Below are 24,370 nucleotides of genomic sequence, written 5' to 3'. Positions count from 1 at the left end.
GACCGCCTCGTGGGCGGCCTGATGAGGGCAGCGCCGCGCGACCGGTGCACATGAGGACGGGAGCCTCGGGTTGCAAGCGTCTGCGCGGAGAAAAACCGGCGGAGTTTAGCACCGGGCCCCTGGCGGCACCGGGCGGCGGCCACCGCCCCGGACCGGCGGCGGACTCCGGGTTTCCGAGCGGCGGCACTACACTGACGCCCCATGGCCACCCGCTATCTGCCCCCCCGCGCCAAGCCCGATGCGCCCGATCCGCTGGACTTCGGCCGGGCCATGTCGCAGAACGGCATGCTGGCGCGCCTGGGGAACCAGCTGGCGCTGTCGCGGCGGCATCTGGCGGCGGTGAGCGTGGCGCTGCCGGGCGCGATGAAGCGCTTCGTGCAGGCCGGCACGCTCGACGAGCAAGGCTGGACCCTGGTGGCCGACAACGCCGCCATCGCGGCCAAGCTGCGGCACCTGCAGCCCACCCTGCTGCGCCTGCTGCGCGAGGAAGGCCTGTTGCTGGAAGGCGAACTGCGGATCCGCGTCAGGCAATCCTGATCCGCCCGCCTTTCCCGCCGCCTGCCTTTCCAACCTCACTTCGCTCAACAAAAGGAAAGGGACCGCCGAGGCGGTCCCTTGTCGTTCCCCCGCGTCGGGGTCAGGCCTTGCGACGCAGACGGCGCGCGCCGCCCAGGCCAGCCAGGGCGATGACGGCCAGAGCCAGCGAGGCCGGTTCCGGCACATCGTTCTGCTGGGCGCCTTCGACGTTCAGGATGTCGAAGGCCCACAGCGCGTTGCGCTCACGGCCGCCGGCATCGCAGAACACGCCGTTGGCGCACTTGCCGTTCAGAAAGTTGGGGTTGCCGTCATAGGTGAAGCCGTTGGCCAGGTTGGGGCCGAGGGCGAAGTTGTCGAACTGCATGACGGCGACCGTGTAGACCCCGGCGCCCAGGGTGAGGTCCAGGCAGGTGTCCCAACGCATGCCGCCCGCCGGATCGGGATTCACCGCGGCGCCACCGCAGGTGCCGGGCGTGCTGCTGGTGGCATCGTCGTTCTGGCCGACCAGCACGCCGCTGGCGTTGAACAGCGCCAGGATCGGGTCGAAGCCGCCGGCGGCGACCACGTTGCCGTTGGACTGCGTGCCGCCCGCGTAGCTGTAGGTGATCAGACGGACCGCCGACGAGCCGTTCGCCGTGAAGGTGAAGGTCTGGACGTCGTTGGCCTGCGCGAAGCTGCCGGCGAACGAGAAGTTGGTCGGCGCCGCATGCGCGACGACAGAGATGCCAAGGGCTGCGACGGCGGCCAGGGCGGCGACACCACGACGGAACAAGCTGTGCATGAAGTTTCCCGTGAGAGCCGGTGCAAGGAGGTGACCGGCATGTTGAACACGGGGGCGGCCACAGCAAAGGCTATGCCACGACTGATTTCCTTTTGAAATCAATAACGTACATGCGGTTACGCGAGTAACGTCACACAAGTGTCAAGCGCGGCGACACCGCCTTTTGGGGGTGCTCGGGCTCAAGGTGCGAAGGCGAAAAGACCGAAGCCCCGGCTCGTCGGTCGACGAAACGGGGCTTCGGGGCAGGCTGTCGCCTGTGTGTTCGATGGTGCCGGCTATCGGATTCGAACTGATGACCTACCGCTTACAAGGCGGTTGCTCTACCAACTGAGCTAAGCCGGCACTAGGAAACTGGAGCGCCGCAGAAGCTGCGGCGCGAGCTGCATTCTAGACGCAGCTTCGAGAGGTCCGGAGCAAAAAACCGCGCCTTCCCTCTCGACTCGCCCCCCGCACTTGGACGGGGTTCGGATGATCACTTGATGCGCTTGAGCGCCGGGCGACCGCCCGACGGACCCGCGCCCGGATCGTCGTCGTCGGACGGTGTCGCCGCCGCCGGTGCGACCGGCTCCGGCTTGGACTCGCCTTGCGGCGCACCGCCGTTGACGTCGGATGCCAGACGCAGACCTCGCGGCGCGCTCGGCGCGGGCTGACGCGTGGCGGCATCTTCCGGATTCGGCGGCGGGAAGGCCATGCCCTGGCCGTTCTCGCGCGCATAGATCGCCACCACGTGATCGACCGGCACGATGATCTCGCGCGCCACGCCACCGAACCGGGCCTTGAACTGGATCAGTTCATTGCCCAGGTCCAGGTTGCTGGTCGCGTCGAAACCGACGTTGAGCACGATCTCGTTGTTGCTGACGTACTCCAGCGGCACCTGCACCGTGCGATCCACGTGAACCGCGACATAGGGCGTGAACCCGTTGTCGGTGCACCATTCGTGCAGGGCGCGGATCAGGTACGGCCGCGTCGAGCTGGCGGCGAGACCGCCGCCGTCCTTGCTGTCATCCATGGGAGCCAGTGTATTACTTGCGCATCACCTTCTCGGACGGCGTCAGCGCCTCGATGTAGGCCGGACGCGAGAAGATCCGTTCCGCGTACTTGAGCAGCGGCACGGCGTTCTTCGACATGTCGATGCCGTAGTAATCCAGGCGCCACAGCAGCGGGGCGATCGCGACGTCCAGCATCGAGAAGTCGTCGCCCAGCATGTACTTGTTCTTCAGGAAGATCGGCGCCAGCTGCGTCAGGCGGTCGCGGATCTGCGAACGCGCCTTTTCCAGCTGCTTCTCGGTCGGCTTGACCGTCTGGCCGCGGTTCTCCAGCACGTTGACGTGGGCGAACAGCTCCTTCTCGAAGTTGAACAGGAACAGGCGCACGCGGGCGCGGGCCACCGGGTCGCCGGGCATCAGCTGCGGATGCGGGAAGCGCTCGTCGATGTACTCGTTGATGATGTGCGACTCATACAGGATGAGGTCGCGTTCCACGAGGATGGGCACCTCGTTGTACGGGTTCATCAGCGCGATGTCTTCGGGCTTGGCGAACAGGTCGACGTCACGGATCTCGAAGTCCATGCCCTTCTCGAACAGCACGAACCGGCAACGGTGCGAGTAGGGGCAAGTGGTTCCGGAATAAAGCACCATCATGGCAGTGGACTCCTGATCGAAGCCTCTCGGCTTCATCGATTTCTACAAACAACACAGTTCAACGCCAGCGCGGTCAAAGACCGAACAGACAAACGACAACGCAGTGGGAGCCTGTTCGGCGCCCCACTGCGCTTGAGGACCCGGCCTTCGGCCGAGTCATCGGTTCTTACTTGATGTCCTTCCAGAAGGAGGCATTCAAGCGCCAGGCGAACACGGTGAACCCCAGCAGGAACAGCACCACGATGATCCCGAGCCGGAAACGCGTCCCTTGCGCCGGTTCACCCATCCACTGGAGATAGGCGACCAGGTCGGCAACGGACTCGTCGTATTGCTGCGGCGTCATCGTCCCGGGCGTCACCTGTACGAAGTCCTTGAAGACATGCGTGACCTTGCTCGGGTCATGCGGGTCTTTTTCTTCCTCGAACCTGGCGGTGCGGACGCCCTGGAGCTCCCACAGCACATGCGGCATGGCAACGCTGGGGAAAGCGAGATTATTCCATCCCGTGGCCTTGGTTTCGTCGCGGTAGTATTTTCTGAGGTAGGTATAGAGGTAATCAGCCCCTGTTCCCTTGGCGCCGTCGGCCCGCGAACGGGCGATCACGGTGAGGTCCGGCGGCAGTGCGCCGAACCATTCCTTGGCCTGTTTCGGGTCCAGCGAGACCTTCATCGTCTCGCCCACCTTCTCTCCGGCGAACAGCAGGTTGCCCTTGATCTGCTCGTCGGTCAGGCCGATGTCCTTCAGCCGGTTGTAGCGCATGAAGTTCGCGCTGTGGCAGTTCAGGCAGTAGTTGACGAAGATCTTGGCCCCATGCTGCAGCGCGGCCAGATCGTTCATCTTCGACGTCGGGAAACGGTCCCACTCGATGCCGCCCTCAGACGCGAGCGCCGTCGACGTCAGACCCGCGCCCAGGCACAGCGACGTCAGCAGCGTGGCGATGATTTTCTTCATTCGTTCGACTCCGTGACGTTGGCGGTTCAGTGCGGGTGAAACGTGACGCGATCGGGCACCGGCTTGAACTGGCCGGCCTTGCTCCACCACGGCATCAGCAGGAAGAAGCCGAAGTAGTACAGCGTGCCGATCTGCGACACGATCGTTCCCGCATCCGACGGCGGCTTGACGCCCAGGTAGCCCAGCACAAGGAAGAGCAGCACGAAGATGCCGTAGAGGTACTTGTGCCAGTCGGGCCGGTAGCGGATCGACTTGACCGGGCTGTGATCCAGCCAGGGCAGGAAGAACAGGATGATGACCGCGCCGCCCATGACGACCACGCCCCAGAACTTCGCGTCGAAGGTCAGCAGCAGCGCGATGCCGACCACCGCGCCGACCACGACGATCCCCTTGCCCAGGACCGAGAGTCCGCCGCGCAGCAGCGTGATGATCGCCGACAGCGCGATCACGCCGCACAGCACCTGCACCATCACGTCGGTCGTGGCGCGCAGCATCGAATAGAACGGCGTGAAGTACCACACCGGCGCGATATGCGGCGGCGTCTTCAGCGGGTCGGCGGGGATGAAGTTGTTGTACTCCAGGAAGTAGCCGCCCAGTTCCGGCGCGAAGAAGATCACCGCCGAGAAGGCCATCAGGAACAGGCCCACGCCGAAGATGTCGTGCACCGTGTAGTACGGATGGAACGGGATGCCGTCCAGCGGATGGCCGTCCGGTCCCTTCTTCGCCTTGATCTCCACGCCGTCCGGGTTGTTCGAGCCCACCTCGTGCAGCGCGATGATGTGCGCGACGACCAGCCCCAGCAGCACCAGCGGCACCGCGATCACGTGGAAGCTGAAGAAGCGGTTCAGCGTCGCGTCCCCGACCACGTAGTCGCCGCGGATCAGCAGCGCCAGGTCGTTGCCGACGAAGGGCACGGCGGCGAACAGGTTCACGATCACCTGCGCGCCCCAGTAGGACATCTGGCCCCACGGCAGCAGGTAGCCCATGAAGGCCTCGGCCATCAGGCACAGGAAGATCGCGCAGCCGAAGATCCACACCAGTTCGCGCGGCTTGCGGTACGAGCCGTACAGCAGCCCGCGGAACATGTGCAGGTAGACGACGACGAAGAACGCCGACGCGCCCGTCGAATGCATGTAGCGGATCAGCCATCCCCAGGGGACGTCCCGCATGATGTATTCGACCGACGCGAACGCGAGCGTCGAGTCCGGCTTGTAGTGCATCACCAGGAAGATCCCGGTGACGATCTGGATCACCAGCACCAGCAGCGCCAGCGAGCCGAAGATGTACCACCAGTTGAAGTTCTTCGGAGCGTAGTACTCCGACATGTGCTCCTTGTAGAGCTTGGACGCGGGGAACCGGTTGTCCACCCAGGTCATCAGCTTGACGCCCAAGGGGGCTCCGGCGGGTGCTTCCTTGAATTCAGCCATGTGTTGTCTGCCTCGGTCCTGTTCCTGGGGAGTTAGGCTTTCTTGTCTTCACCGATCAACAGCCGGGTGTCGGACAGGAACGCGTACGGCGGCACCTCGAGGTTGTCGGGCGCGGGCTTGTTCTTGAAGACGCGACCGGCCATGTCGAAGGTCGAGCCGTGGCAGGGGCAGAGGAAACCGCCGTGCCAGTTGTCCGGCAGCGAGGGCTGCGGACCGGACTGGAACTTGTCGCTGGGCGAGCAGCCGAGGTGGCTGCAGATGCCCACCACGACCAGGTACTCCGGCTTGAGGGAGCGCCATTCGTTCTTCGCGTACTCCGGGATGGGGAACGCCTTGCGATCGGACTGCGGGTCGGCCAGTTCCGGATCGTTGCCTTTGAGCGCGTCGAGCTGCTCCTTGGTCCGGCGGACGATCCACACCGGCTTGCCACGCCATTCGACGGTCAGCTTCTGACCGGGGGCGAGGCCGCCGATGTCCACCTCGACGGCGGCACCGGCCGCCTTGGCGCGCTCGCTCGGAGCGAAGGTACTGACGAACGGGACGGCGGTGGCCACGCCGCCTACTGCTCCCGCGCAACCGGTGGCGATCAGCCAGGTGCGCTTGCCTTGGTCCACTTGTGGGTCACTCATGAGGGTCCTTACAGGGAACTTCTGATCAGGGGCAACCAAAGATTCTAGGTAAGAAAGTGCCGGTCCGCCCCTAGGCGCTCTACCGATGTGCATCGGTGCACCACGTTGACATTTGTCGTGGTGCAAACGCCGTTAGGATGCTTGCCCGGAGGCGGAGGGCGCCCCCGGGAAAGCGCTTGGTAGTTGGCGCCTTCGCACACGTGGAGCACAAGGAGCAAGCGATGGGTTTTTTGACCGAATTCCGTGAGTTCGCCGTCAAGGGCAACGTGATGGACCTCGCCGTGGGCGTGATCATCGGCGCCGCCTTCGGAAAGATCGTCGACTCGGTGGTCAAGGACCTCATCATGCCGATCGTCGGCAAGGCGGTCGGCGGACTGGACTTCAGCAGCTACTTCATCACCCTGTCGGACCCGCCGGCCAACTACGCGGGGCCGATGACCTACGAGGCCCTCACCAAGGCGGGCGTGCCGCTCTTCGCCTACGGCAACTTCCTGACGGTGCTGTTGAACTTCATCATCCTGGCCTTCATCATCTTCATCATGGTGAAGCAGGTGAACCGCCTGAAGCGCGACACCCCCGCAGCGCCGGCGGAACCCGCCGCGACGCCGGAAGACATCCAGCTGCTGCGCGAGATCCGCGACGCGCTGAGGCGTGACAAAGCGTAAAGCTGCTCTCATTCGTCACCTTTTGCGCACAAGCCGGGTGAGCCCCACCCGGACGGGGGATGGCCATCGCCGATACTTGGCGTGTGGTGCGGTCACCACAATGTGCTCGATGCCTCGATGAACCGTCTGAACCCCCACGTCGACGCTGCGCTCCAACGCGTACGCCTCGCGGCGGAACAAGCCGCGGAACGCGGCGCTGAAGGTCTCGGTCTCGCCGCCCTGTCCTCTGGACAGGCCAAGCGGCGGGATGCGCTGCTGTCCGCGCAATTCCTCTTCCGCAAGCACCAGGCCCTGTTCTCCCAGCGCTTCGACCAGTCGATGCGCCAGCAGGCGGCTGAAACGCCGGGCGCCGGGTCCGCCCCGACCACCGCGTCGCGCGCGGCGCCCAAGGCGACGCAGTGGGACGAGCTCTCGCTGATGGACGACGACCAGGTCAACACGATGGTCGCGACCGACCGGATCGGCCTGGCGCTCGGTCACCAGAGCGAGTGGGAGCTGCGCGAGGTCAATTCCTACATGGGCGACATCCCCGGCATCGCCGAGGACCGCCACCCGCTGCGCCCGCAGGCGATCGCGCAGGCGCTGATCGAGGGCGTCAACGCCGTCACCGACGATCCGGACACGCGCCAGGTCCTGACCGACGAACTCACCCGGGCGCTGGCGCTGGAGATGCGCGCCTGCTATGCCGACATCGCCGGCCTGTTCCGCAGCCGCGGCCTGCGTCCCCAGGACCTGCGCGTGCGGGCGACGGCGGGAACCTCGCGGGGTCAGTCCTTGCATGGCGGCACGACATCCGGCGTGCCGCTGCACGACAGCCGCTACGCCACCCTGCCCGGCGCGCTGCATCCCGCCGTCCACGGCAGCCGCGCGGGCGGTCTGCACAGCATGGCCGGCGGATTCCACGGCGGCAGCCACGAAGGCTACGCAACGACCGGCGGCGGTCCTGCCGGTGGCGGCATGGGCGGATGGTCGGTCGATCCGCAACTGATGGACCTGATGCGGCGGCTGGCCATGAGCCCGTCCGTCGGCATGCCCGTGACCGGCAGCGGCGCGCTGCCCGTGAACAGCCAATGGCAGGGCTGGGACGGCGATCCCGGCAGTTATGTCGAGGGCGGCCCGATCGTGCTGCCGCCCAACCTGATCCACCTGCACCGCGACGAACTGCGGCAGGCGGCCAGCGGCTCGCTCGATCACATGGTGATCGACGTCGTCGCCGGCCTGTTCGACCAGATCCTGTCCGACGCCAAGCTGCCGCCGCTGATGGCGCAGCAGATCGCGCGACTGCAGCTCCCGGTGCTGCGCGCGGCGCTGGGGGATCGCTCCTTCTTCTCTTCGCGCCGGCACCCGGTGCGACGGCTGGTCAATCGCATCGCGACACTGGCCGCCGCCTACGACGACTTCACCGAAGATCCCGGCAAGTCCTACCTGACGCTGGTGCGCGACCTGATCCAGGACGTCGTCAGCGGCGACTTCGACCGGATGGAGCTGTACGAGTCCAAGCTGGGCCAGCTCGAACAGTTCATCCAGGACCAGACCGCCCAGACGCTGAAGTCGCAGGGCGACACGGCGGCCTTGCTGGAGCGCAAGGAGACCGAGCTCCGCTTGCAGCGCCGCTACATGCAGCAGCTGCAGCAGGCGATGTCCAGCGTGGACATGCGCGATTTCCTGCGCGACTTCCTGACCCAGACCTGGAGCGAGGTCCTGGTGCACGCCTCGCGCCATCCGGACCTGGACGCGGCCCTGGTCGAGCGGCTGCGCAACATGGGTCGCGACCTGGTCCTGTCGGTCCAGCCGAAGACGACACCGCAGCAGCGACAAGGCTTCCTGGCCTCGCTGCCGGTGCTGATGCGCACGCTCAACGAGGGCCTGGACCTGGTCCGCTGGCCCGAGCCGGACCGCAAGAAATTCTTCGCCGAGCTGCTGCCGGCGCATGCCGATTCACTGAAGGGACAAGCCCTCAGCCCGCTCGAATACAACCTGCTGGCCAAGCAGCTGGAGTCCGTCTTCGGCATGGCGCCTCCGCGCGAGCAGGACCTGCCCGCGGCCGGTTCGACGCCGCTGGACCTCGACCTGAGCGAGAAGCTCTCCGATGAGGAAGCCAAGCGGCTCGGCCTGATGGAGGACGAGCACGTCGACTGGGACGGGCATGTCGACATCGACCTCGACCTCGGCGCCGACGAACACCAGCCGCTGCAGGCGGTGGACATCAGCATCGACGGCCTGCCCGCCGCGGAGGAGGCCCCTTCCCCGCCCACGGGCGAGCTGCTGATCGACCACCTGCAGATCGGCACCGCCTACCGGATGCACCGCGACGGCGACTGGATCAAGGTGCGGCTCGCCCACATCAGCGCCACGCGCAGCTTCTTCATCTTCACCCACGGGACGAAGCACCAGGAGACGCTGACGATGACCTCGCGCATGCTGCACAAGCTGTGCGAGGCCGGCCGGCTGCGGGCGTTCGAACACGCCCACCTGCTGGAGCGCGCCACGGCGCGCGCGCGTCAGCAGCTGGCGGCGCTCGGCGCCAAGCACTGACGCCGGGCTGAATCCGGATTGAATCCGGACTGAGGCTCAGCCCGCCAGCGCGCGGGCCATGCGGATCGCCGCGGACATGCTCGACGGGTCCGCGCGGCCCGTCCCGGCGATGTCGAAGGCGGTGCCGTGATCGGGACTCGTCCGTACCAGCGGCAGGCCCAGCGTCACGTTGACGCCCTCTTCCACGCCGAGGTACTTCACCGGGATCAACCCCTGGTCGTGCGTCATCGCGACCACCACGTCGAACTCGCCCGGATGCTTGGGCGGTGCATGGCGCGCCCGCATGAACACCGTGTCCGGCGCGAACGGACCGCGCGCATCGATGCCCAGCGTGCGCGCCTGCTCGATCGCCGGGACGATGTGCTCGATCTCCTCGCCGCCGAACAGACCGCCCTCCCCGGCATGCGGGTTCAGGCCCGCCACCGCGATGCGCGGCGCGGCGATGCCCGCGCGACGCAGCGCGGCATCGGCGACGCGGATCGTCTGCAGCACACGGCCCGTGGTGATCTGATCGACCGCCTGCCGCAGTGCCACGTGGATGGTCACCAGCACGACGCGAAGCTCCTCGTTGGCGAGCATCATCCGCACCGGCGGAAGCCGACCGTCCGGATCCGCGCACAGCGCCTGGAGCAGCTCGGTGTGGCCGGGATGATCGATGCCCGCGGCATGCAGGGCTTCCTTGTGGATCGGCGCCGTCACCAGCGCGCGGGATCGTCCCGCACGTTGCTCCTGCGTGGCGGCGACGATGCAGCGCGCCGCCGCGGCGCCGGCGGCGGCGCTCACCCGGCCCAGCGGCTGCGCAAGCAGATCGCCCGGCAATCCCGACGGCTGCCACACGGGCAGGCAATCGGGGGGAGCCGGATCGTCGGCGCGCTCAAGCACCGCCACCGGCAAACGCAAACCCACGAAGCCCAGCGCCCGTCGGAAGACCTCGACGTCGCCGACCAGACGCAGGTCTGCCCCGCGATCCTTCGACCAGGCCGCGACGGCGATCTCGGGGCCGATGCCGCAGGCATCGCCCATCGTCAGCAGCAACGGGCGGGAACTCTGGATGACGGTGCTCATGCGGGGTTCGGGATGTCGATGAAGCGGTATTGCAGGCCCAGCTGTTCGGCCACCTGACGGCCCAACGCCTGCACGCCGTAGCGTTCGGTCGCATGGTGTCCGGCGGCGATGAACGCGACACCGGTCTCGGCCGCGTAATGCGCCTGCGGCTCGGAGATCTCGCCGGTGATGAACACGTCCGCGCCCGCGGCGATCGCGGCCTCGAAGTAGCCCTGCGCCCCGCCGGTGCACCAGGCGACTCGCTTGAGCGGACGACCATCCCCGGCGGCCTGGATCGTCGCGCGGCCGAGCCGCTGCTCGACATGGGCGCTCAGCGCATCCAGCGACTCGAACGCCGTCGGCAGCGCGCCGATGCAGCCCAGATCCTGGTCGCCGAACCGGCCCTCGGCGGCCCAGCCCAGATGTTTCGCGAGTTGCGCGTTGTTGCCGAGTTCCGGATGCGCATCCAGCGGCAGGTGGTAGGCGAACAAGTTGACCTCGTGGGTCAGCAGCCGCGACAGGCGCTGCTTCATCCAGCCGGTGACGCGACCGTCCTGGCCGCGCCAGAACAGGCCGTGGTGGACCAGGATCGCATCGGCGCCGGACTCGATGGCGGCGTCGATCAGCGCGAGGCTCGCGGTGACCCCGCACACCAGTTGCCGGATCTGGTCGCGGCCCTCGACCTGAAGACCGTTCGGCCCATAATCCTTGAAGCGCGTGGGCTCCAGCGTGGCGGCGAGCAGCCGCTCCAGCTCCGTGCGATGTGCCATGACAGGATCTCTCTTGCGTCAAACCTGGCTGATTTTCTCCCAGGCCACCACGGTGGCGCTGGCCGGCTATTTCGTCGTGTCGACGCTCAAGCCCGAATGGTTGCACGAGGCCCCCCGGATCGTGCCCACGCTGCCAGCCGCCGCGGGCGCGCCGCCGCGCGCGTCGGTCCAGTTCAGCTTCGCCGCGGCGGCGCAGGCGGCGTCGCCCGCGGTCGTCGCGGTGCTGGCCAACAAGCCCGCGCCCAGCCAGCGCGAGATCGACGCCGATCCCTGGCTGCGTTTCCACTTCGGCAAGCGGCCGCAGCAGCAGCGCCCGCAGACGGGCCTGGGCTCCGGCGTGATCGTCTCGCCCGAAGGCTATGTGCTGACCAACAACCATGTCGTCGCCGGTGCGACCGAGATCCGCGTGCAGCTCGCCGACGGCCGCGACACGCCGGCGCGCCTGGTCGGCACCGATCCGGAAACCGACCTGGCCGTCCTGCGCATCACGCTGCCGGCGCCGCTGCCGGTGATCCATCCCGGCAAGGCCGGCGAGCTGCAGGTCGGCGACGTGGTGCTGGCCATCGGCAATCCGTTCAACGTCGGCCAGACCGTCACCTCCGGCATCATCAGCGCGCTGGGCCGCACCCAGCTCGGCCTGAGCACCTTCGAGAACTTCATCCAGACCGACGCCGCGATCAACCCCGGCAACTCCGGCGGCGCGCTCGTCGACGTGCAGGGGCGGCTGGTCGGCATCAACACGGCGATCTATTCGCGCACCGGCGGCGGCAGCCTGGGCATCGGGTTCGCGATCCCGGTGGACTCGGCGTACCAGGTGCTGGAGGCGCTGGTGAAGGACGGCAAGGTCTCGCGCGGCTGGCTGGGCGTGATCACCGGCGACATCAACCCGGAGGTCGTCGACACGCTCAAGCTGTCGGTCGACCACGGCGTGCTGGTCAAGGAAGTCTTCAAGGCCAGTCCGGCGGCCAAGGCCGGCCTGGAGGCGGGCGACGTCGTCACCGCGGTGGCCGGCCAGGCCGTGCGCTCGCCGCGCGAGCTGGTCAACGTCGTCGCGGCACTGAAGCCGGAGAGCCAGACGCTGATCTCGGTGCAACGCGGCAAGGAATCGCTGAAGCTGCCGCTGCAGGTCGGCCTGCGGCAGCCGCAGACGACGGACGACGCCGTGCCGGAATGAGGGCGGAGTGATCCATGGATGACGACCAACTGCTGCGCTATTCGCGCCACATCCTGCTGGACGACATCGGCGTCGAGGGCCAGCAGCGCTTGATGGAGGCGCACGCGCTGGTGATCGGCGCGGGGGGGCTCGGATCGCCCGCGGCGCTGTTCCTGGGGACGGCGGGTGTCGGCCGCATCACGCTGGTGGATCACGACCGCGTCGACGTGACCAATCTGCAGCGCCAGATCGCCCACAGCCTCGCGCGGGTGGACCAGCCCAAGGCCGAATCGGCCGCGGCCGGCATCGCGGCGATCAATCCGGAACCGCGCGTCCGGGCCGTCACCGAACGCGCCGACGCGGCGCTGCTGGACGAACTCGTGCCGTCGGCCGACGTCGTCCTCGACTGCACCGACAACTTCCCCACGCGCCACCTGGTCAATGCCGCCTGCGTGAAGCACGGCAAGCCGCTGGTCTCCGGTGCGGCGCTGGGCTTCGACGCACAGCTGAGCGTCTACGACAGCCGCGATCGTGCGTTCCCCTGCTATGCCTGCCTGTTCCCTGCCGACCAGCCGCCCGAGGAACAGCGCTGCGCGGTGATGGGCGTGTTCGCGCCACTGGTCGGGATCATCGGCAGCATGCAGGCGGCCGAGGCCCTGAAGCTGCTGGCGGGGATGGGCTCGACGCTCCCGGGTCGGCTGCTGATGCTGGACGCGCGCCGCATGGAATGGACCGACCTGAAGGTCGCTCGCGACCCGCGCTGCCCGTGCTGTGGCACGGACTGACCCCGTCGAGGAGCACGCAGGCGCCCCCGCGCAACAAACCACCGCCCGGGGTCGCGCACGGCGCCGGCGAACGAACGGAAATTAAGTGCCAACGCCCGTAATCTCTCGGGCCATCGAATCATGATCAGAAGCGACAAACTCACCGCCCGCAACTTCCCCTCCGCGCAGGAGGAGGTCCAACAGCAGGCCTCTTTCGAAACGACCTTCGACGCGAATCCGCCCGCGGCCTACCAGCTCGCGTTCACCGACACCGACTTCCTGGTCCGTCCCGAACTTCGCCCGGTGCGCATGCAGCTGGAACTGCTGAAGCCGGAGCTGATCCAGCAGGAGCTGAACATCCAGTCGACGGTGGTGATCTTCGGCAGCGCGCGCATCGCCGACCGCGAGTCGGCGCAGGCTGCCGTCGACGCCGCCCGCGCCGCCAAGGACGAGGCGGCGGTGCAACGCGCCGAGCGCCGCCTGGTGATGAGTGGCTATTACGAGGAAGCGCGTAAGTTCGCGCGGCTGGTCACCGAGACGACCAAGGACTTCGCCCATCCGCTGTATGTGGTCACCGGCGGCGGGCCCGGCATCATGGAAGCGGGCAACCGCGGCGCGCACGAGGCCGGCGGCCGCAGCATCGGACTGAACATCGTGCTGCCGCACGAGCAGCGTCCGAACCAGTACATCACGCCGGAGCTCTGCTTCCGCTTCCACTACTTCGGGCTGCGCAAGATGCACTTCCTGATGCGCTCGGTGGCGCTGGCGGCGTTCCCGGGCGGCTACGGGACGCTGGACGAGCTCTTCGAGACGCTGACGCTGATCCAGACCGGCAAGTGCCGTCGGCGTCCGATCCTGCTGTTCGGACGCGACTTCTGGTCGCGCCTGATCGACTTCGAGCTGCTGATCGACACCGGCATGATCAGCCCCGGCGACGAGCAGCTCTTCCACTACGTTGAAACCGCCGACGAGGCGTGGGCCCTGCTGAAGAAGGAATACGACATCGGCGGAGCCACGAACGGCACGAGCGGTACGAGCACCACGACTGGCAGCCCCGGGACCGGCGCGGTCGCGGGCGACAGCCCCTGATTCCGGCCCCGCGGGGCCATCCAGCAAGCAAGAGAGGTTCGACCATGACCGCAGCACGACACGTGAGCCTGATCGGCGCCCCGACCGACGTGGGCGCCGGCGCCCGAGGCGCCAGCATGGGACCGGAGGCCCTGCGGGTCGCCGGACTGGCCGAAGCGCTGCGGGCGCACGGCGTCGAGGTCAAGGACTGCGGCAACCTCGTGGGGCCGTCCAATCCGTGGCAGCCGCCGACCGACGGCTACCGCCACCTGGACGAAGTGACGGCCTGGAACCAGGCCGTGCACGACGCGGTCTACGCGGAGCTCAACGGCGGGCGCATGTCCGTCCTGCTCGGCGGCGACCACTGCCTGGGACTGGGATCGATCGCCGCGGTGGCCCACCACTGCCGCGACACCGGCAAGAAGCTGCGCGTGCTGTGGCTGGACGCGCATGCCGACTTCAACACCAGCAAGCTCACGCCCAGCGGCAACATCCACGGCATGCCGGTCGCCTGCCTGTGCGGCTACGGTCCGCAGGAGCTGATCGAGATCGGCGGCAAGGTCCCGGCCATCGATCCGAAGTGGATCCGCCAGATCGGCATCCGCAGCGTGGACGAGGGCGAGAAGCGCTTCGTGCACGAGGTCGGCCTCGAGGTCTTCGACATGCGCTACATCGACGAGATGGGCATGCGCCACACGATGGAACTGGCGCTGGCGACGATGGACGCCAACACCCATCTGCATGTGAGCTTCGACGTCGACTTCCTCGATCCGGACGTCGCGCCCGGCGTCGGCACCACGATCCCCGGCGGCCCGACCTATCGCGAAGCCCAGCTCTGCATGGAGATGATCGCCGACACCGGGCGGCTGGGGTCGCTGGACATCATGGAGCTCAACCCGGCGCTGGATGTCCGGAACAAGACGGCGCTGGTCGCGGTGGACCTTGTCGAATCGCTGTTCGGCAAGTCGACGCTGATGCGCAAGTGACGGGCGACGGGCGACCCGCCACCGCCGCGCGCTTCATGCACGCGCGGTCGGTATCCGAGCTCGCGCCTGCCCTTCTCAGTCCCGACTGAGTTCGGCGAGTCGCACCAGCGTGTGCAACACGCGGTTGGCAGGCGTGGGCACGCCCAGCACCTCGCCACGGCGGACCAGAAAGCCGTTGAGATGATCGATCTCGGTGCGCTTGCCACGGCTCATGTCCTGCGCGGTCGAGGAGAACTGTCCCGGCATCGTCTCGGCGATCCTGCGCACGGCCTGGCGCACGTCCCCCACCAGCGTGACGCCATCCGCCGCGGCCACCGCCAGGCCCTCGTCGACGAGCTGGTCCATCACCGTCCACACGCCCTCGCCCTTCACCAGCTCGCCGTAGGGCTGCTGCGCCAGCGCCGACAGCGCGTTGTAGGCGCAGTTGATCAGCAGCTTGGACCACAGCGCGCCTCGCACGTTGTCCGAGACCTCGGTGGGCACGCCTGCCGCGATCAGCGCCTGCGCGACGCGCTCGGCGCCGGGGGCCGGCTCGATGACCAGTTCGCCGCGCCCGTGGTGCTTCACATGGCCGGGACCGGCCATCTCCGTCGCCACATAGACCACCGCCGCCGACACGGGTTGCGGCACCGTGTCGCGCAGCCGCTCGGCGTTGTCGACACCGTTCTGCATCGACAGCAGCAGCGTGTCCGCGCCGATGTACGGCGCCAGCGCCTGCGCGGCGGACACCGTGTCGGTCGACTTCACGCAGAACAGCACCACCTGCACGCCACGCGCGGCGGAAGGCTCGGTGTCGGCGCGCAGACGGACCTGCTCATCGAACATCCGCGTCTCCATGCGCAAGCCACGGTCACGGATCGCTTCCACATGGCCGGGGCGGCCGATCAGCGTCACATCGTGCCCCGCGCGGGCCAGCATGCCGCCGAAGAAGCAGCCCACGGCGCCCGCGCCCATCACGGCGACCTGGAGCGGCGTCTGCGGGGCCGGCGTGTCATCGATGCGGGTCATGGCGTCATCCTCGTGGTTGGAAGTCGGGAAAGTGGGCGGAGAAGTGGGCAAGCAAATGGGCGGGGAACGGACAGGCCGTCAGGCACAGACGATCCAGCCCTCGAGCGGATCCATCCCGGCGGGCAGGCCGTAGTCCGGGCGCGCATCGGCCCAGGCCGCCTGCATCAGGCACAGCACCGCGTCGAGCTTGTCGCCGCTGCCGTCGTCGGCGAGTTCGTCCCGCTGCGCGTGGCTGAGCTTCAGGCGCAGGCCCAGACGGCTGCGGCCTTGCTCCAGCGCTTCGAGCAGATCCTTGCGGGCGATCAACCGGTCGGGCGTCTGCTTGGCGCGATCGTCGCTCTTGTAGCTGCGTGTGCCGATCAACTCGCGCGCCAGCAGGCCCGGATAGGCCTCCAGGGCCACGCGCGTCTCGTCGCCGGCATGCAGCCCCGGCAGATGGACGCCCGCCCGCAGCAGACGCGGCACGCCGGCATGCAGCATGTAGGCCACCGGGGGATTGACCCACTTCATGCTCGGCGACGAACCCGCCGGACCGTCGCAGGCGCGGTGCGCGAACTTGCTCCCGACCGGGCGGGCATCGCAGAACGCGGCGAAGGTGTCCCGGATCTGCGCGCGCGACAGGCTCGCGTAATGCGCGATCAGCGCCGCCCACTCGGTCGGCCAGCCCAGGGTGACGACGAGCTCACGCGGCAGGCCGAACGGCAGGTCGAAGCCGCCGAGCCAGGGCGCGGGTTCCGCGAGCCACGCCTCGAAGGCGTCCAGGCTCGCGATCGCCACCTGGCGTTCCAGCTTCAGGACGCTCCCTTGCCGACGGCCGAAGGCCAGCCGGATCGGCTTGCGGGCCGTCGGCGCGCTGGTGAAGTCGACGCCCACCAGCGCCCGGTCCACCGCGGTCGCCGGCCGGGCCGCAGGCGGCTCCGCGATGAGGCCGGATGCGGCAGGCGCTTTCGAGACTTTTGGCATGCCTGCGACTGTATCCATCGTCCACTGGGGCCAGTCGCCATTGACGTGCGCTATGCGGCGGCGAATGCTGCGGCATCAAGGTCGACAACATCGACGGAGGAGAGTCCGCCTTGTTCCAACGCGAACTGGCCCGAGCCCTGCATCTGAGCCGCCGCGGTGCCTACCGCGACGCTACCGATGCGCTGGAGCTGTCCCTGGTGGCCGCCGACACGGTGCGCGACCGGGCGCGGGCGCTGATCCTCATCGCCCACAACCTGCCCCGCCAGGGTGACCTGCAGGGCGCGCTGCGGCGCGCGAGCGAGGCCGCGGCGCTGGTCCGGCTGATCGACGGCGACGACCAGGACGCCTGGACGGCCGAGGCGCTCACCGAGCTCTGTTACGTCTACGCGCAGTTCCAGATGGGGCGGGACGCGATGCAGGCCGGTTGGCAGGCCCTCGCGGCGGCCCGTCGCGCCGAGGATCCGGCCCGCGAGGCCTGGGCGCTGAACCGGCTGGCCGTGGCCTTCGCGGTGTCGGACCAGGTCGAGCAGGCCTGCCAGCACACGCTGCAGGCGCTGGAGATCGTCCAGCAGCAGGCGCCCGGCGAGCGGGAACTGCTGCTGTCGTGCCTGAACAACCTCGCCCATTTCTGGTTGCAGGCGCATGGGGAAGCCATCCGGGACGAGGACAGGACCGCCTCCGCCGAGGCGCTCGCCCAGGCCGAGCCCTACGCGGTGCGGGCCGCCACGCTGGTGCGGGAGGAAGGCAATCCCTTCCTGGTCGTCGTCTCCCTGTCCAATCTGGTCGAACTGCAGCTCGGCACCGGCGCAATCGAGGAAGCGCTCCAGATCGCCGATGAATACGAGCGTCTCGCGCAGCGGCACGGTTATGCCGGCATGGTGCTGCAGGCGCGGGCGCAGCGGGCGCTGCTGCAGCTCAAGCGCGACGACGCCGCGGGCGCGCGAGACGCCTTGCCCGCGCTCGAGACGCTCCAGGACCTGGTCGGCCAGCAGGCGCCGCAATCGCTGCCGGCCCGCTTGCGGCGGCAGCTCACCCTGGCGATCTATCGCGGCTACAAGCTCCGCGGCGACGCGGTGAAAGCACTGGCGGCGCACGAGCAGCTGACCGCGCTGGAGCGCCAGTCGGCACGCAACGCGATGGCCTTGCAGACCGAGGCGATGCTGATCCGGCAGGAGTTCCAGCAGGCGCAGGCGCGCGCCGAGCACGCCATGCAGGACGCGCGGCGCGAGCGCGAGCGCGCGGACCTCGCGGAACAGGAGCAGCAACGCCTGCGGCGTCAGGCGGCCGAGCTCGGTCGCATGGCGCATGAGGACGCGCTGACGGGGCTCAACAACCGCCGGCATGCGGAGTTCGCGCTGCCCTTGCTGCTGGAGCGCGCGCGGCAGGAGGACAAGCCGATCTCGCTGGGCTTGCTGGACATCGACCACTTCAAGCAGGTCAACGACGCGTTCGGCCATGGCGCCGGCGATCAGGCGCTGCAGAAGGTCGCGCAGTTGCTGCGGCGTCAGTTGCGCAGCGCGGACCTGCTGGCGCGGGTCGGCGGCGAAGAATTCATGCTGGTCTTCGTCGGCGTTCCGCCCGAGCGCGCGCAGGACATCTGCGAGCGGCTGCGCGGCGCGATCGCCAGCCACGACTGGGGCGAACTGGTGGCGGGCTTGCAGGTCACCGTCTCCATCGGCCTGGCCGCGGGCGAGCCGCCCGCGAAACCGTCCCTCCTGGTCGAAACCGCCGACCAGGCGCTCTACGCCGCGAAGCACGCGGGGCGCAACCGCGTGCAGTTCATGGCCTGCTGAATCAGTGGAGCTTGAAGACCGCGACCGACTGGGCGAGCGCGTCGGCCTGATGCTGCAGGCTCTGCGCGGCGGCCGCGGACTCCTCGACGAGCGCCGCGTTCTGCTGCGTCATCTGATCCAGCTGCGAGATCGCCGAGCCGATCTGGTTGATGCCGCCGCTCTGCTCCGCGGTGGCGTGGCTGATCTCCGCCACGATGCGCGACACCCGCGAGATCGAGTCGGAGATCTCGTTGATCGTCTGGCCGGCGCGCTCGACGAGCACGGCGCCGCTGGAGACGCTCTCGCCGCTGGCGGTGATCAGCTGCTTGATCTCCTTGGCGGCTTCGGCGCTGCGCTGCGCGAGCGATCGGACCTCGCTCGCGACCACCGCGAAACCACGGCCCTGCTCCCCGGCGCGGGCCGCTTCCACCGCCGCGTTCAGCGCCAGGATATTGGTCTGGAAGGCGATGCCGTCGATCGTGCCGATGATGTCGCCGATGCGTGCCGACGAGGTGCTGATCCTGCCCATCGTCTGCACGACCTCGCCCACCACGCTCACGCCGCGGACGGCGACCTCGGCGGCCTGCTCGGCCAGCGCCTTCGCCTCGCCGGCGGACGCCGCGTTGTGCTGCACGCTCGAGGTCAACTGCCCCATTGCCGAGGCGGTGGCCTGCAGATTCGACGCGGCCTGCTCGGTCCGCTGGCTCAGGTCGTGCGCGCCGGCGGCGACTTCGCGCGACGCCGTCGCGATGCTGTCGGTGGCGTTGCGCACGCCGCTGACGACCTCCCGGATCGAGGCCTGCATGCCCTGCACCCCGCGCGCCATCGCGGCGGTCTCGTCGGCGCCTTCCGCCTCGACGGGCTGGCTCAGGTCCTTGCGGGCGATGCGTTCGGTCGTGCTCACGGCCTGGGCCAGCGGCGCCAGGATGGAGCGGATGTTCAACACGGTGAGCAGGCCGATCAGCGCGGCGCCGATCAGCATCACGATACCGAGCACGCCGCGCACGCTCGATTCCCGCGTGCCAAGGCGTTCGACCTCATCCTGGCCGTGCCGCAGGATGGCTTGCGTCATCTCACCGACGCCGCTGTCCATCGCCTGCACGGGCGCCTTGATGACGTCGGTGGAGCGGTTCGCCTCGGCGGCGTCCACGAAGTCGGCGTTCAGGATGCGTTTGGCGATGTCGTCGACGCCGGCCTTGTAGGCCTCGAGCGACTGCTTGAGCTTGGGCGGCAGTCCGCGGATCTCCGGGCTGATCTCGAGCGTGGCCAGCGTGTCGAGCGAGCGGATCACGCCGGCGTAGGTCTTCTGCCAATCGGCCTGTGCCTGCTTGACGGTGCCGTCGTCGCCGATGTTGATGAGCATGTCCTTCTCGAAGCGGCGCAGGTTGCCGATGCCGGCGCGGACTTCGGAGAGTTGCGTCAGTGCGCCGACGTCCTGCGCGACGTACTGCTGGAAGTCGGACCGCGAGCTGCCCATGGCCCAGAGGCCGGCGCCGCCGATGACCAGGAGTGCGAGGACGGACAGGAGGCCCAGGCCGAGCAGGCGCGTCCGGATCGTGTAGTTGCGCAGAGACTGCATGTTTTCCCAACGAGATGGATCGATGGGAAAAGCCTAGCAGCCGCCATGCCACCGCCCGAGGACGCCGCACTCTAAAGCCTGACAAGCGTGGAGTTCTCCCGCACCGATGTCACACCCGACGGCCCGCCCGAGCGCCCGCAGTCCTCGGTCGCAAAACCGCGGAAGTACGACAGTGATCGGGGACGGCATGTCGTGGGGTTTTGGCGCTTGCCGCCAAGGCCCCATGACATGGCGGCCAACGCCCCGACAGTCGAAGGACAGGCATTCAACCCAGCTTGAACACCGCCACCGACTGAGACAGCGCATCCGCCTGATGCTGGAGACTCTGCGCCGCCGCCGCCGACTCCTCGACGAGGGCGGCGTTCTGCTGCGTCATCTGATCCAGCTGCGAGATCGCCGAGCCGATCTGGTTGATGCCCCCGCTCTGCTCGGTGGTGGCGTGGCTGATCTCGGCCACGATGCGCGACACACGGGTGATCGAATCGGAGATCTCGTTCATCGTCTGCCCCGCGCGTTCGACAAGGGCGGCGCCGCTGGAGACGCTGTCCCCGCTGGCGGTGATCAGCTGCTTGATCTCCTTGGCCGCTTCGGCGCTGCGCTGGGCGAGCGAGCGCACCTCGCTGGCGACGACGGCGAAGCCGCGCCCCTGCTCGCCCGCGCGGGCCGCCTCGACGGCCGCGTTCAGCGCGAGGATGTTGGTCTGGAACGCGATCCCGTCGATGGTGCCGATGATGTCGCCGATGCGCGCGGACGACGCGCTGATCCTGCCCATGGTCTGGACCACCTCGCCCACCACGTTGACGCCGCGTCCGGCGGCGCCGGCCGCCTCTTCCGCCAGTGCATTGGCCTGCCGCGCCGAGTCCGCGTTGTGCTGCACGCTCGCGGTGAGCTGCTCCATCGCCGACGCGGTCTCCTCGAGGTTGGAGGCGGTCTGCTCCGTGCGGTAGCTGAGGTCGTGCGCCCCGGCCGCGACCTCGCGCGAGGCCGTCGCGATGCTGTCGGTGGCGCTGCGCACGCCGCTGACCACGTCGCGGATCGAGGTCTGCATCCCCTGCACGCCGCGCATCATCGCGGCGGTCTCGTCGGTGCCGAGCACGTCGAGACGTTCGCTCAGGTCCTGGCGCGCGATGCGCTCGGTCGTGCTGACCGCCTGGGCCAGCGGCGTCAGGATGGACGCGATGTTGAAGAAGGTGAAGGTCCCGATCACCAGCACGCCCACGAGCATCACGCCGCCCAGCGCCATCCGGATGCGGGTCTCTTCGGCGTCGATGCGCTGCACCTCCTGGTTGCCGCGTTCCATGATCGCCTTCGTCATGGCGCCGAGCTGCTTGTCCATCTCGCGGACCGGGCCCTTGATCGGCTCGGTCTGCCGGTTGGCCTCGGCGGAATCGACGAACTCCTGCTTCAGGATGCGCTCGACGATGCCGTCGAGTCCGCTGCGATAACTCCCCAGCGAGGCCTTCATCGCCGGCGGCATCGACTTGATCTCCGGCAGGATGTCGAGCTGGCCGATGGCGTCCAGGCTCTTGTTGACGCCCTCGAAGGCCTTGCGCCAATCCTCCTGGTAGCGCCTCACGGCGGCGTCGTCGCCGATGTTGATCAGCATGTCCTTCTCGTAGCGCCGCAGGTTGCCGACGCCGGCCCGGATCTCGGAGAGCTGCACCAGCGACTCGACATCGTGCTTCACGTAGTGCTCGACGTCCTGTTTCGTGCGGGCCATCGCCCACAGCCCGTCGCCGCCGATCAGCAGCATCGCGAACACCGACAACAGGCCGAGCGCCATGAGGCGCGTCCGGATCGTGAAGTTACGCATGGACCACATGGCATTCCCACCGTTGAAGAAGGAGTGGGAAAAGCCTAGCAGCCGGCGTGCCTGCCGGACATCCTGCGGAAACGGGGGGTCAGCGCCAGAGCGTGTTCATCGTCGCGACGAAGTCCTCGCGGCGGCCGGCATCGTCGATCGCGCGTCGCTGGCCGGCGACGTAGACCTCGCGCCAGGTCGGCCCCTGGCTGGCGAAGACCAGGCCATCGAGCAGCGCCGCCGCCGGCAGTCCGGCCAGGCCGCTCGCGGCCGTGTCGAGCACCAGGAAGTCCGCGCGCGCGCCGGCCTTCAGGCCCCATGCGGACAAGCCCGCCGCCCGCGCGCTGCCCGCGACGCAGGCGTCGAACAGCCGGGCCGCCGTCGACGGTTGCCGCCCCGGCCGCGCCGCCACGTTGCGCCGTTGCAGGCCGAGGCGCTGGCCGTATTCCAGCCAGCGCAGCTCCTCGACCCAGCCGCGCGTGACCTGGCTGTCCGACCCCACCGTCAGCGGCACCTCCGCCGCCAGCCAGCCGGGCAGGTCCGCCAGTCCGTCGCCGAGGTTGCCTTCGGTGCCCGGACAGATCACCACGCCGGCACCGCTCGCGGCGATGCGCGCGATCTCGTCCCGCGTGCTGTGCGTCGCGTGCACCAGGTGCCAGCGCGGATCCAGCCCGTAGTCGGCCAGCAGGTCGATCGGCCGCTTCCCGGTCGCCGACAGGCAATCGTCGACTTCCTGCTGCTGCTCCGCGACGTGCACGTGGATGGGGATGTCCGCGTCGCCGACGAGCGCCTGCAGCGCCCGCACATCCTCGGCATGGGCCGCCCGCAGCGAGTGCACCGCCACGCCGGCGCGCACCAGCGGCAGGCCCGCCGCGTTGATGCGCTCGCAGGCGCGCCACACCCATGCCGCATCGGTGCGGAAGCGCCGCTGCGTGTCCCGCAGGCCCTGGTGCGCGAAGCCGGCATGCGCGTACAGCACCGGCAGCAGCGTCAGGCCGATGCCGGTCTCCTGGGCCGCCTCGGCCAGCGCCATCGCCATGGCGAGTTCGTCCTCGTACGGCGTCCCGTCCTCGCGGTGATGCAGGTAGTGGAACTCGCAGACCTGCGTGTAGCCGCCGGCCAGCAGCTCGGTGTAGAGCTGCGCCGCGATGGTCTTCAGCTGCGCCGGCGTCACGCGCAGCGCGACGCCGTACATGCGGTCGCGCCAGGACCAGAAGTCGTCGCTGTCGCTGTCGCGCTGCTCGGCCAGTCCCGCGAAGGCGCGTTGGAACGCATGGCTGTGCGCGTCGACCAGCGTCGGCATCACCGGCCCGCCCAGGCGCACGGCGTCCACCGGGGCCGGCGTGCCGGCGACCAGCTCGACCCAATGGCCATCGGCCCCGACGCGCATCAGCACGTCCGCCTGCCAGCGCCCGTCGAGCCAGACCAGTGCCGCGTGGAAGGTCGTCGGACTCATGCGGCGTTCCGCGTCGGATTGGCCAGCAGGTAGGCCTGCAGCAGCGTCGTCAGCACGGGCCGGACGCTCTCGACGCAGGCCGCGTCGAGCTCATAACCGGTGTAGCCCAGGTCGTTCTCGACCATGTAGCAGCGATAGCACATCTCCAGCTGCACGGCCTGCTGGCCGAGTTCCGGCCGCCCGTACTGACGCGTGATGTAGCCGCCCTTGAAGCGCCCGTCGACCACCCAGCTGAAGCGGTCCTGCGCCTGCAGCGCGATCTCCATCGCCTGGCGCGTGACCTGCTTGCAGGACTTGCCCTCGACCGTGCCGATGTTCAGGTCGGGCAAGCGGCCCTCGAAGAGCCAGGGCAGTTCCGAGCGGATGCTGTGCGCCTCGAACAGCAGCGCGAAGCCGTGCTCCTGGCGCAGCCGCTGCAGCTCGCCCTGCAGCGCCTGGTGGTACGGCGCCCAGTAGGCCTCGATGCGGCGCTGCTTCTCCTCGGCGTCGGGCGCGAGGCCGTCCTTGTAGAGCGGCTCGCCGGTGAAGAAGCGCGTCGGGCACAGCTCGGTGTTGGAGGCGCCGGGGTACATCGGCGTGTCCTCGGGCGGGCGGTTCAGGTCGATCAGGTAACGCGAGAAGCGCGGCACCAGCAGCCCCGCGCCGAGCTGCTCGGCGATCGGCGCGTACAGCGGCTCCAGGTGCCAGTCGGTGTCCTCGCTGCCGAGCGCGCGCTCGACGTAGCGGTGGTGCTGGTCGGCCGGGATCTCGCGGCCCACGTGCGGCATGCTGATCAGCAGCGGGGTGCGGCCGCGCCGCAGTTCAAAGACGTCGTGCTTCATCGCTCGTTCCTCTTGTCTCCAT

General features: G+C 68.6%; 22 protein-coding genes and 1 tRNA gene. 8 read left to right on the top strand and 15 right to left on the bottom strand.

Going from position 1 to position 24,370, the window contains the following annotated elements; all coding sequences use genetic code 11:
* Positions 1 to 201: 201 nt before the first annotated feature.
* Entirely contained in the window at positions 202 to 537 is a 336-nt protein-coding gene (locus AC07PR_RS11495; protein WP_088403237.1) for a hypothetical protein, read from the top strand.
* A 100-nt stretch (positions 538 to 637) separates the two neighbouring features.
* Here the strand turns inward: AC07PR_RS11495 and AC07PR_RS11490 are convergent, their stop codons facing one another.
* From AC07PR_RS11490 to petA, 7 genes are all read right to left on the bottom strand, one after another.
* On the bottom strand, positions 638 to 1,318 hold the full coding sequence (locus AC07PR_RS11490) for a DVUA0089 family protein (RefSeq protein WP_377161028.1): 681 nt from the start codon (positions 1,316 to 1,318) through the stop codon (positions 638 to 640).
* A gap of 266 nt (positions 1,319 to 1,584) precedes the next feature.
* Positions 1,585 to 1,660, bottom strand: a tRNA-Thr gene (locus AC07PR_RS11485).
* 130 nt (positions 1,661 to 1,790) lie between these two features.
* The gene (locus tag AC07PR_RS11480; protein ID WP_483107545.1) at positions 1,791 to 2,327 is read right to left on the bottom strand and encodes a ClpXP protease specificity-enhancing factor; all 537 of its coding nucleotides are present in this window, start codon (positions 2,325 to 2,327) and stop codon (positions 1,791 to 1,793) included.
* Between the two features lie 13 nt (positions 2,328 to 2,340).
* The gene (locus tag AC07PR_RS11475) at positions 2,341 to 2,958 is read right to left on the bottom strand and encodes a glutathione S-transferase N-terminal domain-containing protein (protein ID WP_067276593.1); all 618 of its coding nucleotides are present in this window, start codon (positions 2,956 to 2,958) and stop codon (positions 2,341 to 2,343) included.
* A 166-nt stretch (positions 2,959 to 3,124) separates the two neighbouring features.
* Positions 3,125 to 3,907 (bottom strand): cytochrome c1, encoded by a 783-nt coding sequence (locus AC07PR_RS11470; RefSeq protein WP_377161776.1) that lies wholly within the window; start codon positions 3,905 to 3,907, stop codon positions 3,125 to 3,127.
* Positions 3,908 to 3,933: 26 nt separating this feature from the next.
* On the bottom strand, positions 3,934 to 5,334 hold the full coding sequence (locus AC07PR_RS11465; protein ID WP_377161023.1) for a cytochrome b: 1,401 nt from the start codon (positions 5,332 to 5,334) through the stop codon (positions 3,934 to 3,936).
* Between the two features lie 32 nt (positions 5,335 to 5,366).
* Positions 5,367 to 5,963: a ubiquinol-cytochrome c reductase iron-sulfur subunit gene (gene petA, locus AC07PR_RS11460; RefSeq protein WP_297529861.1), complete on the bottom strand. Its 597-nt coding sequence runs from the start codon at positions 5,961 to 5,963 to the stop codon at positions 5,367 to 5,369.
* Positions 5,964 to 6,184: 221 nt separating this feature from the next.
* On the opposite strand from petA, the gene mscL reads away from it, so the two are divergent.
* Both mscL and AC07PR_RS11450 read left to right on the top strand, forming a co-directional pair.
* The gene (gene mscL, locus AC07PR_RS11455) at positions 6,185 to 6,628 is read left to right on the top strand and encodes a large conductance mechanosensitive channel protein MscL (RefSeq protein WP_377161020.1); all 444 of its coding nucleotides are present in this window, start codon (positions 6,185 to 6,187) and stop codon (positions 6,626 to 6,628) included.
* Between the two features lie 117 nt (positions 6,629 to 6,745).
* Positions 6,746 to 9,163, top strand: a complete 2,418-nt coding sequence (locus AC07PR_RS11450; protein ID WP_483107547.1) for a DUF1631 family protein — start codon at positions 6,746 to 6,748, stop codon at positions 9,161 to 9,163.
* A 36-nt stretch (positions 9,164 to 9,199) separates the two neighbouring features.
* Here AC07PR_RS11450 and pdxA read toward each other — a convergent pair whose 3' ends face one another.
* On the bottom strand, positions 9,200 to 10,228 hold the full coding sequence (gene pdxA / locus AC07PR_RS11445) for a 4-hydroxythreonine-4-phosphate dehydrogenase PdxA (RefSeq protein WP_495135373.1): 1,029 nt from the start codon (positions 10,226 to 10,228) through the stop codon (positions 9,200 to 9,202).
* Positions 10,225 to 10,977, bottom strand: coding sequence for a Nif3-like dinuclear metal center hexameric protein (locus AC07PR_RS11440; RefSeq protein WP_377161013.1), 753 nt, complete (start codon positions 10,975 to 10,977; stop codon positions 10,225 to 10,227). The genes pdxA and AC07PR_RS11440 overlap by 4 nt, the downstream gene beginning before the upstream one ends.
* Before the next feature lie 13 nt (positions 10,978 to 10,990).
* Here AC07PR_RS11440 and AC07PR_RS11435 point away from each other — a divergent pair, with 13 nt between their 5' ends.
* The 4 genes from AC07PR_RS11435 (at position 10,991) to rocF (ending at position 14,948) form a co-directional block, all read left to right on the top strand.
* The gene (locus AC07PR_RS11435) at positions 10,991 to 12,151 is read left to right on the top strand and encodes a trypsin-like peptidase domain-containing protein (protein ID WP_377161011.1); all 1,161 of its coding nucleotides are present in this window, start codon (positions 10,991 to 10,993) and stop codon (positions 12,149 to 12,151) included.
* Positions 12,152 to 12,165: 14 nt separating this feature from the next.
* Positions 12,166 to 12,915: a HesA/MoeB/ThiF family protein gene (locus AC07PR_RS11430; protein WP_483107549.1), complete on the top strand. Its 750-nt coding sequence runs from the start codon at positions 12,166 to 12,168 to the stop codon at positions 12,913 to 12,915.
* 120 nt (positions 12,916 to 13,035) lie between these two features.
* Positions 13,036 to 13,983 (top strand): LOG family protein, encoded by a 948-nt coding sequence (locus AC07PR_RS11425; RefSeq protein ID WP_495135372.1) that lies wholly within the window; start codon positions 13,036 to 13,038, stop codon positions 13,981 to 13,983.
* A gap of 44 nt (positions 13,984 to 14,027) precedes the next feature.
* Positions 14,028 to 14,948, top strand: coding sequence for an arginase (rocF, locus tag AC07PR_RS11420; protein WP_377161005.1), 921 nt, complete (start codon positions 14,028 to 14,030; stop codon positions 14,946 to 14,948).
* A gap of 75 nt (positions 14,949 to 15,023) precedes the next feature.
* Here rocF and AC07PR_RS11415 read toward each other — a convergent pair whose 3' ends face one another.
* Both AC07PR_RS11415 and AC07PR_RS11410 read right to left on the bottom strand, forming a co-directional pair.
* Positions 15,024 to 15,956: a ketopantoate reductase family protein gene (locus tag AC07PR_RS11415; protein WP_495135371.1), complete on the bottom strand. Its 933-nt coding sequence runs from the start codon at positions 15,954 to 15,956 to the stop codon at positions 15,024 to 15,026.
* A 78-nt stretch (positions 15,957 to 16,034) separates the two neighbouring features.
* Positions 16,035 to 16,919 (bottom strand): DUF429 domain-containing protein, encoded by an 885-nt coding sequence (locus tag AC07PR_RS11410; RefSeq protein ID WP_495135370.1) that lies wholly within the window; start codon positions 16,917 to 16,919, stop codon positions 16,035 to 16,037.
* Positions 16,920 to 17,029: 110 nt separating this feature from the next.
* Here AC07PR_RS11410 and AC07PR_RS11405 point away from each other — a divergent pair, with 110 nt between their 5' ends.
* Positions 17,030 to 18,712 (top strand): GGDEF domain-containing protein, encoded by a 1,683-nt coding sequence (locus AC07PR_RS11405; RefSeq protein ID WP_377160999.1) that lies wholly within the window; start codon positions 17,030 to 17,032, stop codon positions 18,710 to 18,712.
* Position 18,713: 1 nt separating this feature from the next.
* Here the strand turns inward: AC07PR_RS11405 and AC07PR_RS11400 are convergent, their stop codons facing one another.
* From AC07PR_RS11400 to hutG, 4 genes are all read right to left on the bottom strand, one after another.
* Positions 18,714 to 20,270, bottom strand: a complete 1,557-nt coding sequence (locus tag AC07PR_RS11400; RefSeq protein ID WP_495135369.1) for a methyl-accepting chemotaxis protein — start codon at positions 20,268 to 20,270, stop codon at positions 18,714 to 18,716.
* Between the two features lie 265 nt (positions 20,271 to 20,535).
* Entirely contained in the window at positions 20,536 to 22,092 is a 1,557-nt protein-coding gene (locus tag AC07PR_RS11395) for a methyl-accepting chemotaxis protein (protein WP_495135368.1), read from the bottom strand.
* A 79-nt stretch (positions 22,093 to 22,171) separates the two neighbouring features.
* Positions 22,172 to 23,527, bottom strand: a complete 1,356-nt coding sequence (gene hutF, locus AC07PR_RS11390) for a formimidoylglutamate deiminase (protein ID WP_495135367.1) — start codon at positions 23,525 to 23,527, stop codon at positions 22,172 to 22,174.
* Entirely contained in the window at positions 23,524 to 24,348 is an 825-nt protein-coding gene (gene hutG, locus AC07PR_RS11385) for an N-formylglutamate deformylase (protein WP_495135366.1), read from the bottom strand. Before hutG ends, hutF begins: the two co-directional genes overlap by 4 nt.
* Positions 24,349 to 24,370 lie beyond the last annotated feature (22 nt).

It is taken from the genome of Roseateles sp. GW821-FHT09H11 (assembly GCF_059415845.1).
Note: the sequence above shows the minus strand (reverse complement) of the source record. Positions and strands in the feature narration are given on the sequence as shown.

What these genes read in the sequence shown, in the direction of transcription:
- hutG (WP_495135366.1), bottom strand. Translation starts at nt 24,348, where the DNA reads ATGAAGCACGACGTCTTTGAACTGCGGCGCGGCCGCACCCCGCTGCTG.
- AC07PR_RS11495 (WP_088403237.1), top strand. Translation starts at nt 202, where the DNA reads ATGGCCACCCGCTATCTGCCCCCCCGCGCCAAGCCCGATGCGCCCGAT.
- AC07PR_RS11410 (WP_495135370.1), bottom strand. Translation starts at nt 16,919, where the DNA reads ATGCCAAAAGTCTCGAAAGCGCCTGCCGCATCCGGCCTCATCGCGGAG.
- AC07PR_RS11490 (WP_377161028.1), bottom strand. Translation starts at nt 1,318, where the DNA reads ATGCACAGCTTGTTCCGTCGTGGTGTCGCCGCCCTGGCCGCCGTCGCA.
- mscL (WP_377161020.1), top strand. Translation starts at nt 6,185, where the DNA reads ATGGGTTTTTTGACCGAATTCCGTGAGTTCGCCGTCAAGGGCAACGTG.
- AC07PR_RS11450 (WP_483107547.1), top strand. Translation starts at nt 6,746, where the DNA reads ATGAACCGTCTGAACCCCCACGTCGACGCTGCGCTCCAACGCGTACGC.
- petA (WP_297529861.1), bottom strand. Translation starts at nt 5,963, where the DNA reads ATGAGTGACCCACAAGTGGACCAAGGCAAGCGCACCTGGCTGATCGCC.
- AC07PR_RS11465 (WP_377161023.1), bottom strand. Translation starts at nt 5,334, where the DNA reads ATGGCTGAATTCAAGGAAGCACCCGCCGGAGCCCCCTTGGGCGTCAAG.
- AC07PR_RS11470 (WP_377161776.1), bottom strand. Translation starts at nt 3,907, where the DNA reads ATGAAGAAAATCATCGCCACGCTGCTGACGTCGCTGTGCCTGGGCGCG.
- AC07PR_RS11480 (WP_483107545.1), bottom strand. Translation starts at nt 2,327, where the DNA reads ATGGATGACAGCAAGGACGGCGGCGGTCTCGCCGCCAGCTCGACGCGG.
- hutF (WP_495135367.1), bottom strand. Translation starts at nt 23,527, where the DNA reads ATGAGTCCGACGACCTTCCACGCGGCACTGGTCTGGCTCGACGGGCGC.
- rocF (WP_377161005.1), top strand. Translation starts at nt 14,028, where the DNA reads ATGACCGCAGCACGACACGTGAGCCTGATCGGCGCCCCGACCGACGTG.
- AC07PR_RS11415 (WP_495135371.1), bottom strand. Translation starts at nt 15,956, where the DNA reads ATGACCCGCATCGATGACACGCCGGCCCCGCAGACGCCGCTCCAGGTC.
- AC07PR_RS11440 (WP_377161013.1), bottom strand. Translation starts at nt 10,977, where the DNA reads ATGGCACATCGCACGGAGCTGGAGCGGCTGCTCGCCGCCACGCTGGAG.
- AC07PR_RS11400 (WP_495135369.1), bottom strand. Translation starts at nt 20,270, where the DNA reads ATGCAGTCTCTGCGCAACTACACGATCCGGACGCGCCTGCTCGGCCTG.
- AC07PR_RS11475 (WP_067276593.1), bottom strand. Translation starts at nt 2,958, where the DNA reads ATGATGGTGCTTTATTCCGGAACCACTTGCCCCTACTCGCACCGTTGC.
- pdxA (WP_495135373.1), bottom strand. Translation starts at nt 10,228, where the DNA reads ATGAGCACCGTCATCCAGAGTTCCCGCCCGTTGCTGCTGACGATGGGC.
- AC07PR_RS11430 (WP_483107549.1), top strand. Translation starts at nt 12,166, where the DNA reads ATGGATGACGACCAACTGCTGCGCTATTCGCGCCACATCCTGCTGGAC.
- AC07PR_RS11395 (WP_495135368.1), bottom strand. Translation starts at nt 22,092, where the DNA reads ATGTGGTCCATGCGTAACTTCACGATCCGGACGCGCCTCATGGCGCTC.
- AC07PR_RS11425 (WP_495135372.1), top strand. Translation starts at nt 13,036, where the DNA reads ATGATCAGAAGCGACAAACTCACCGCCCGCAACTTCCCCTCCGCGCAG.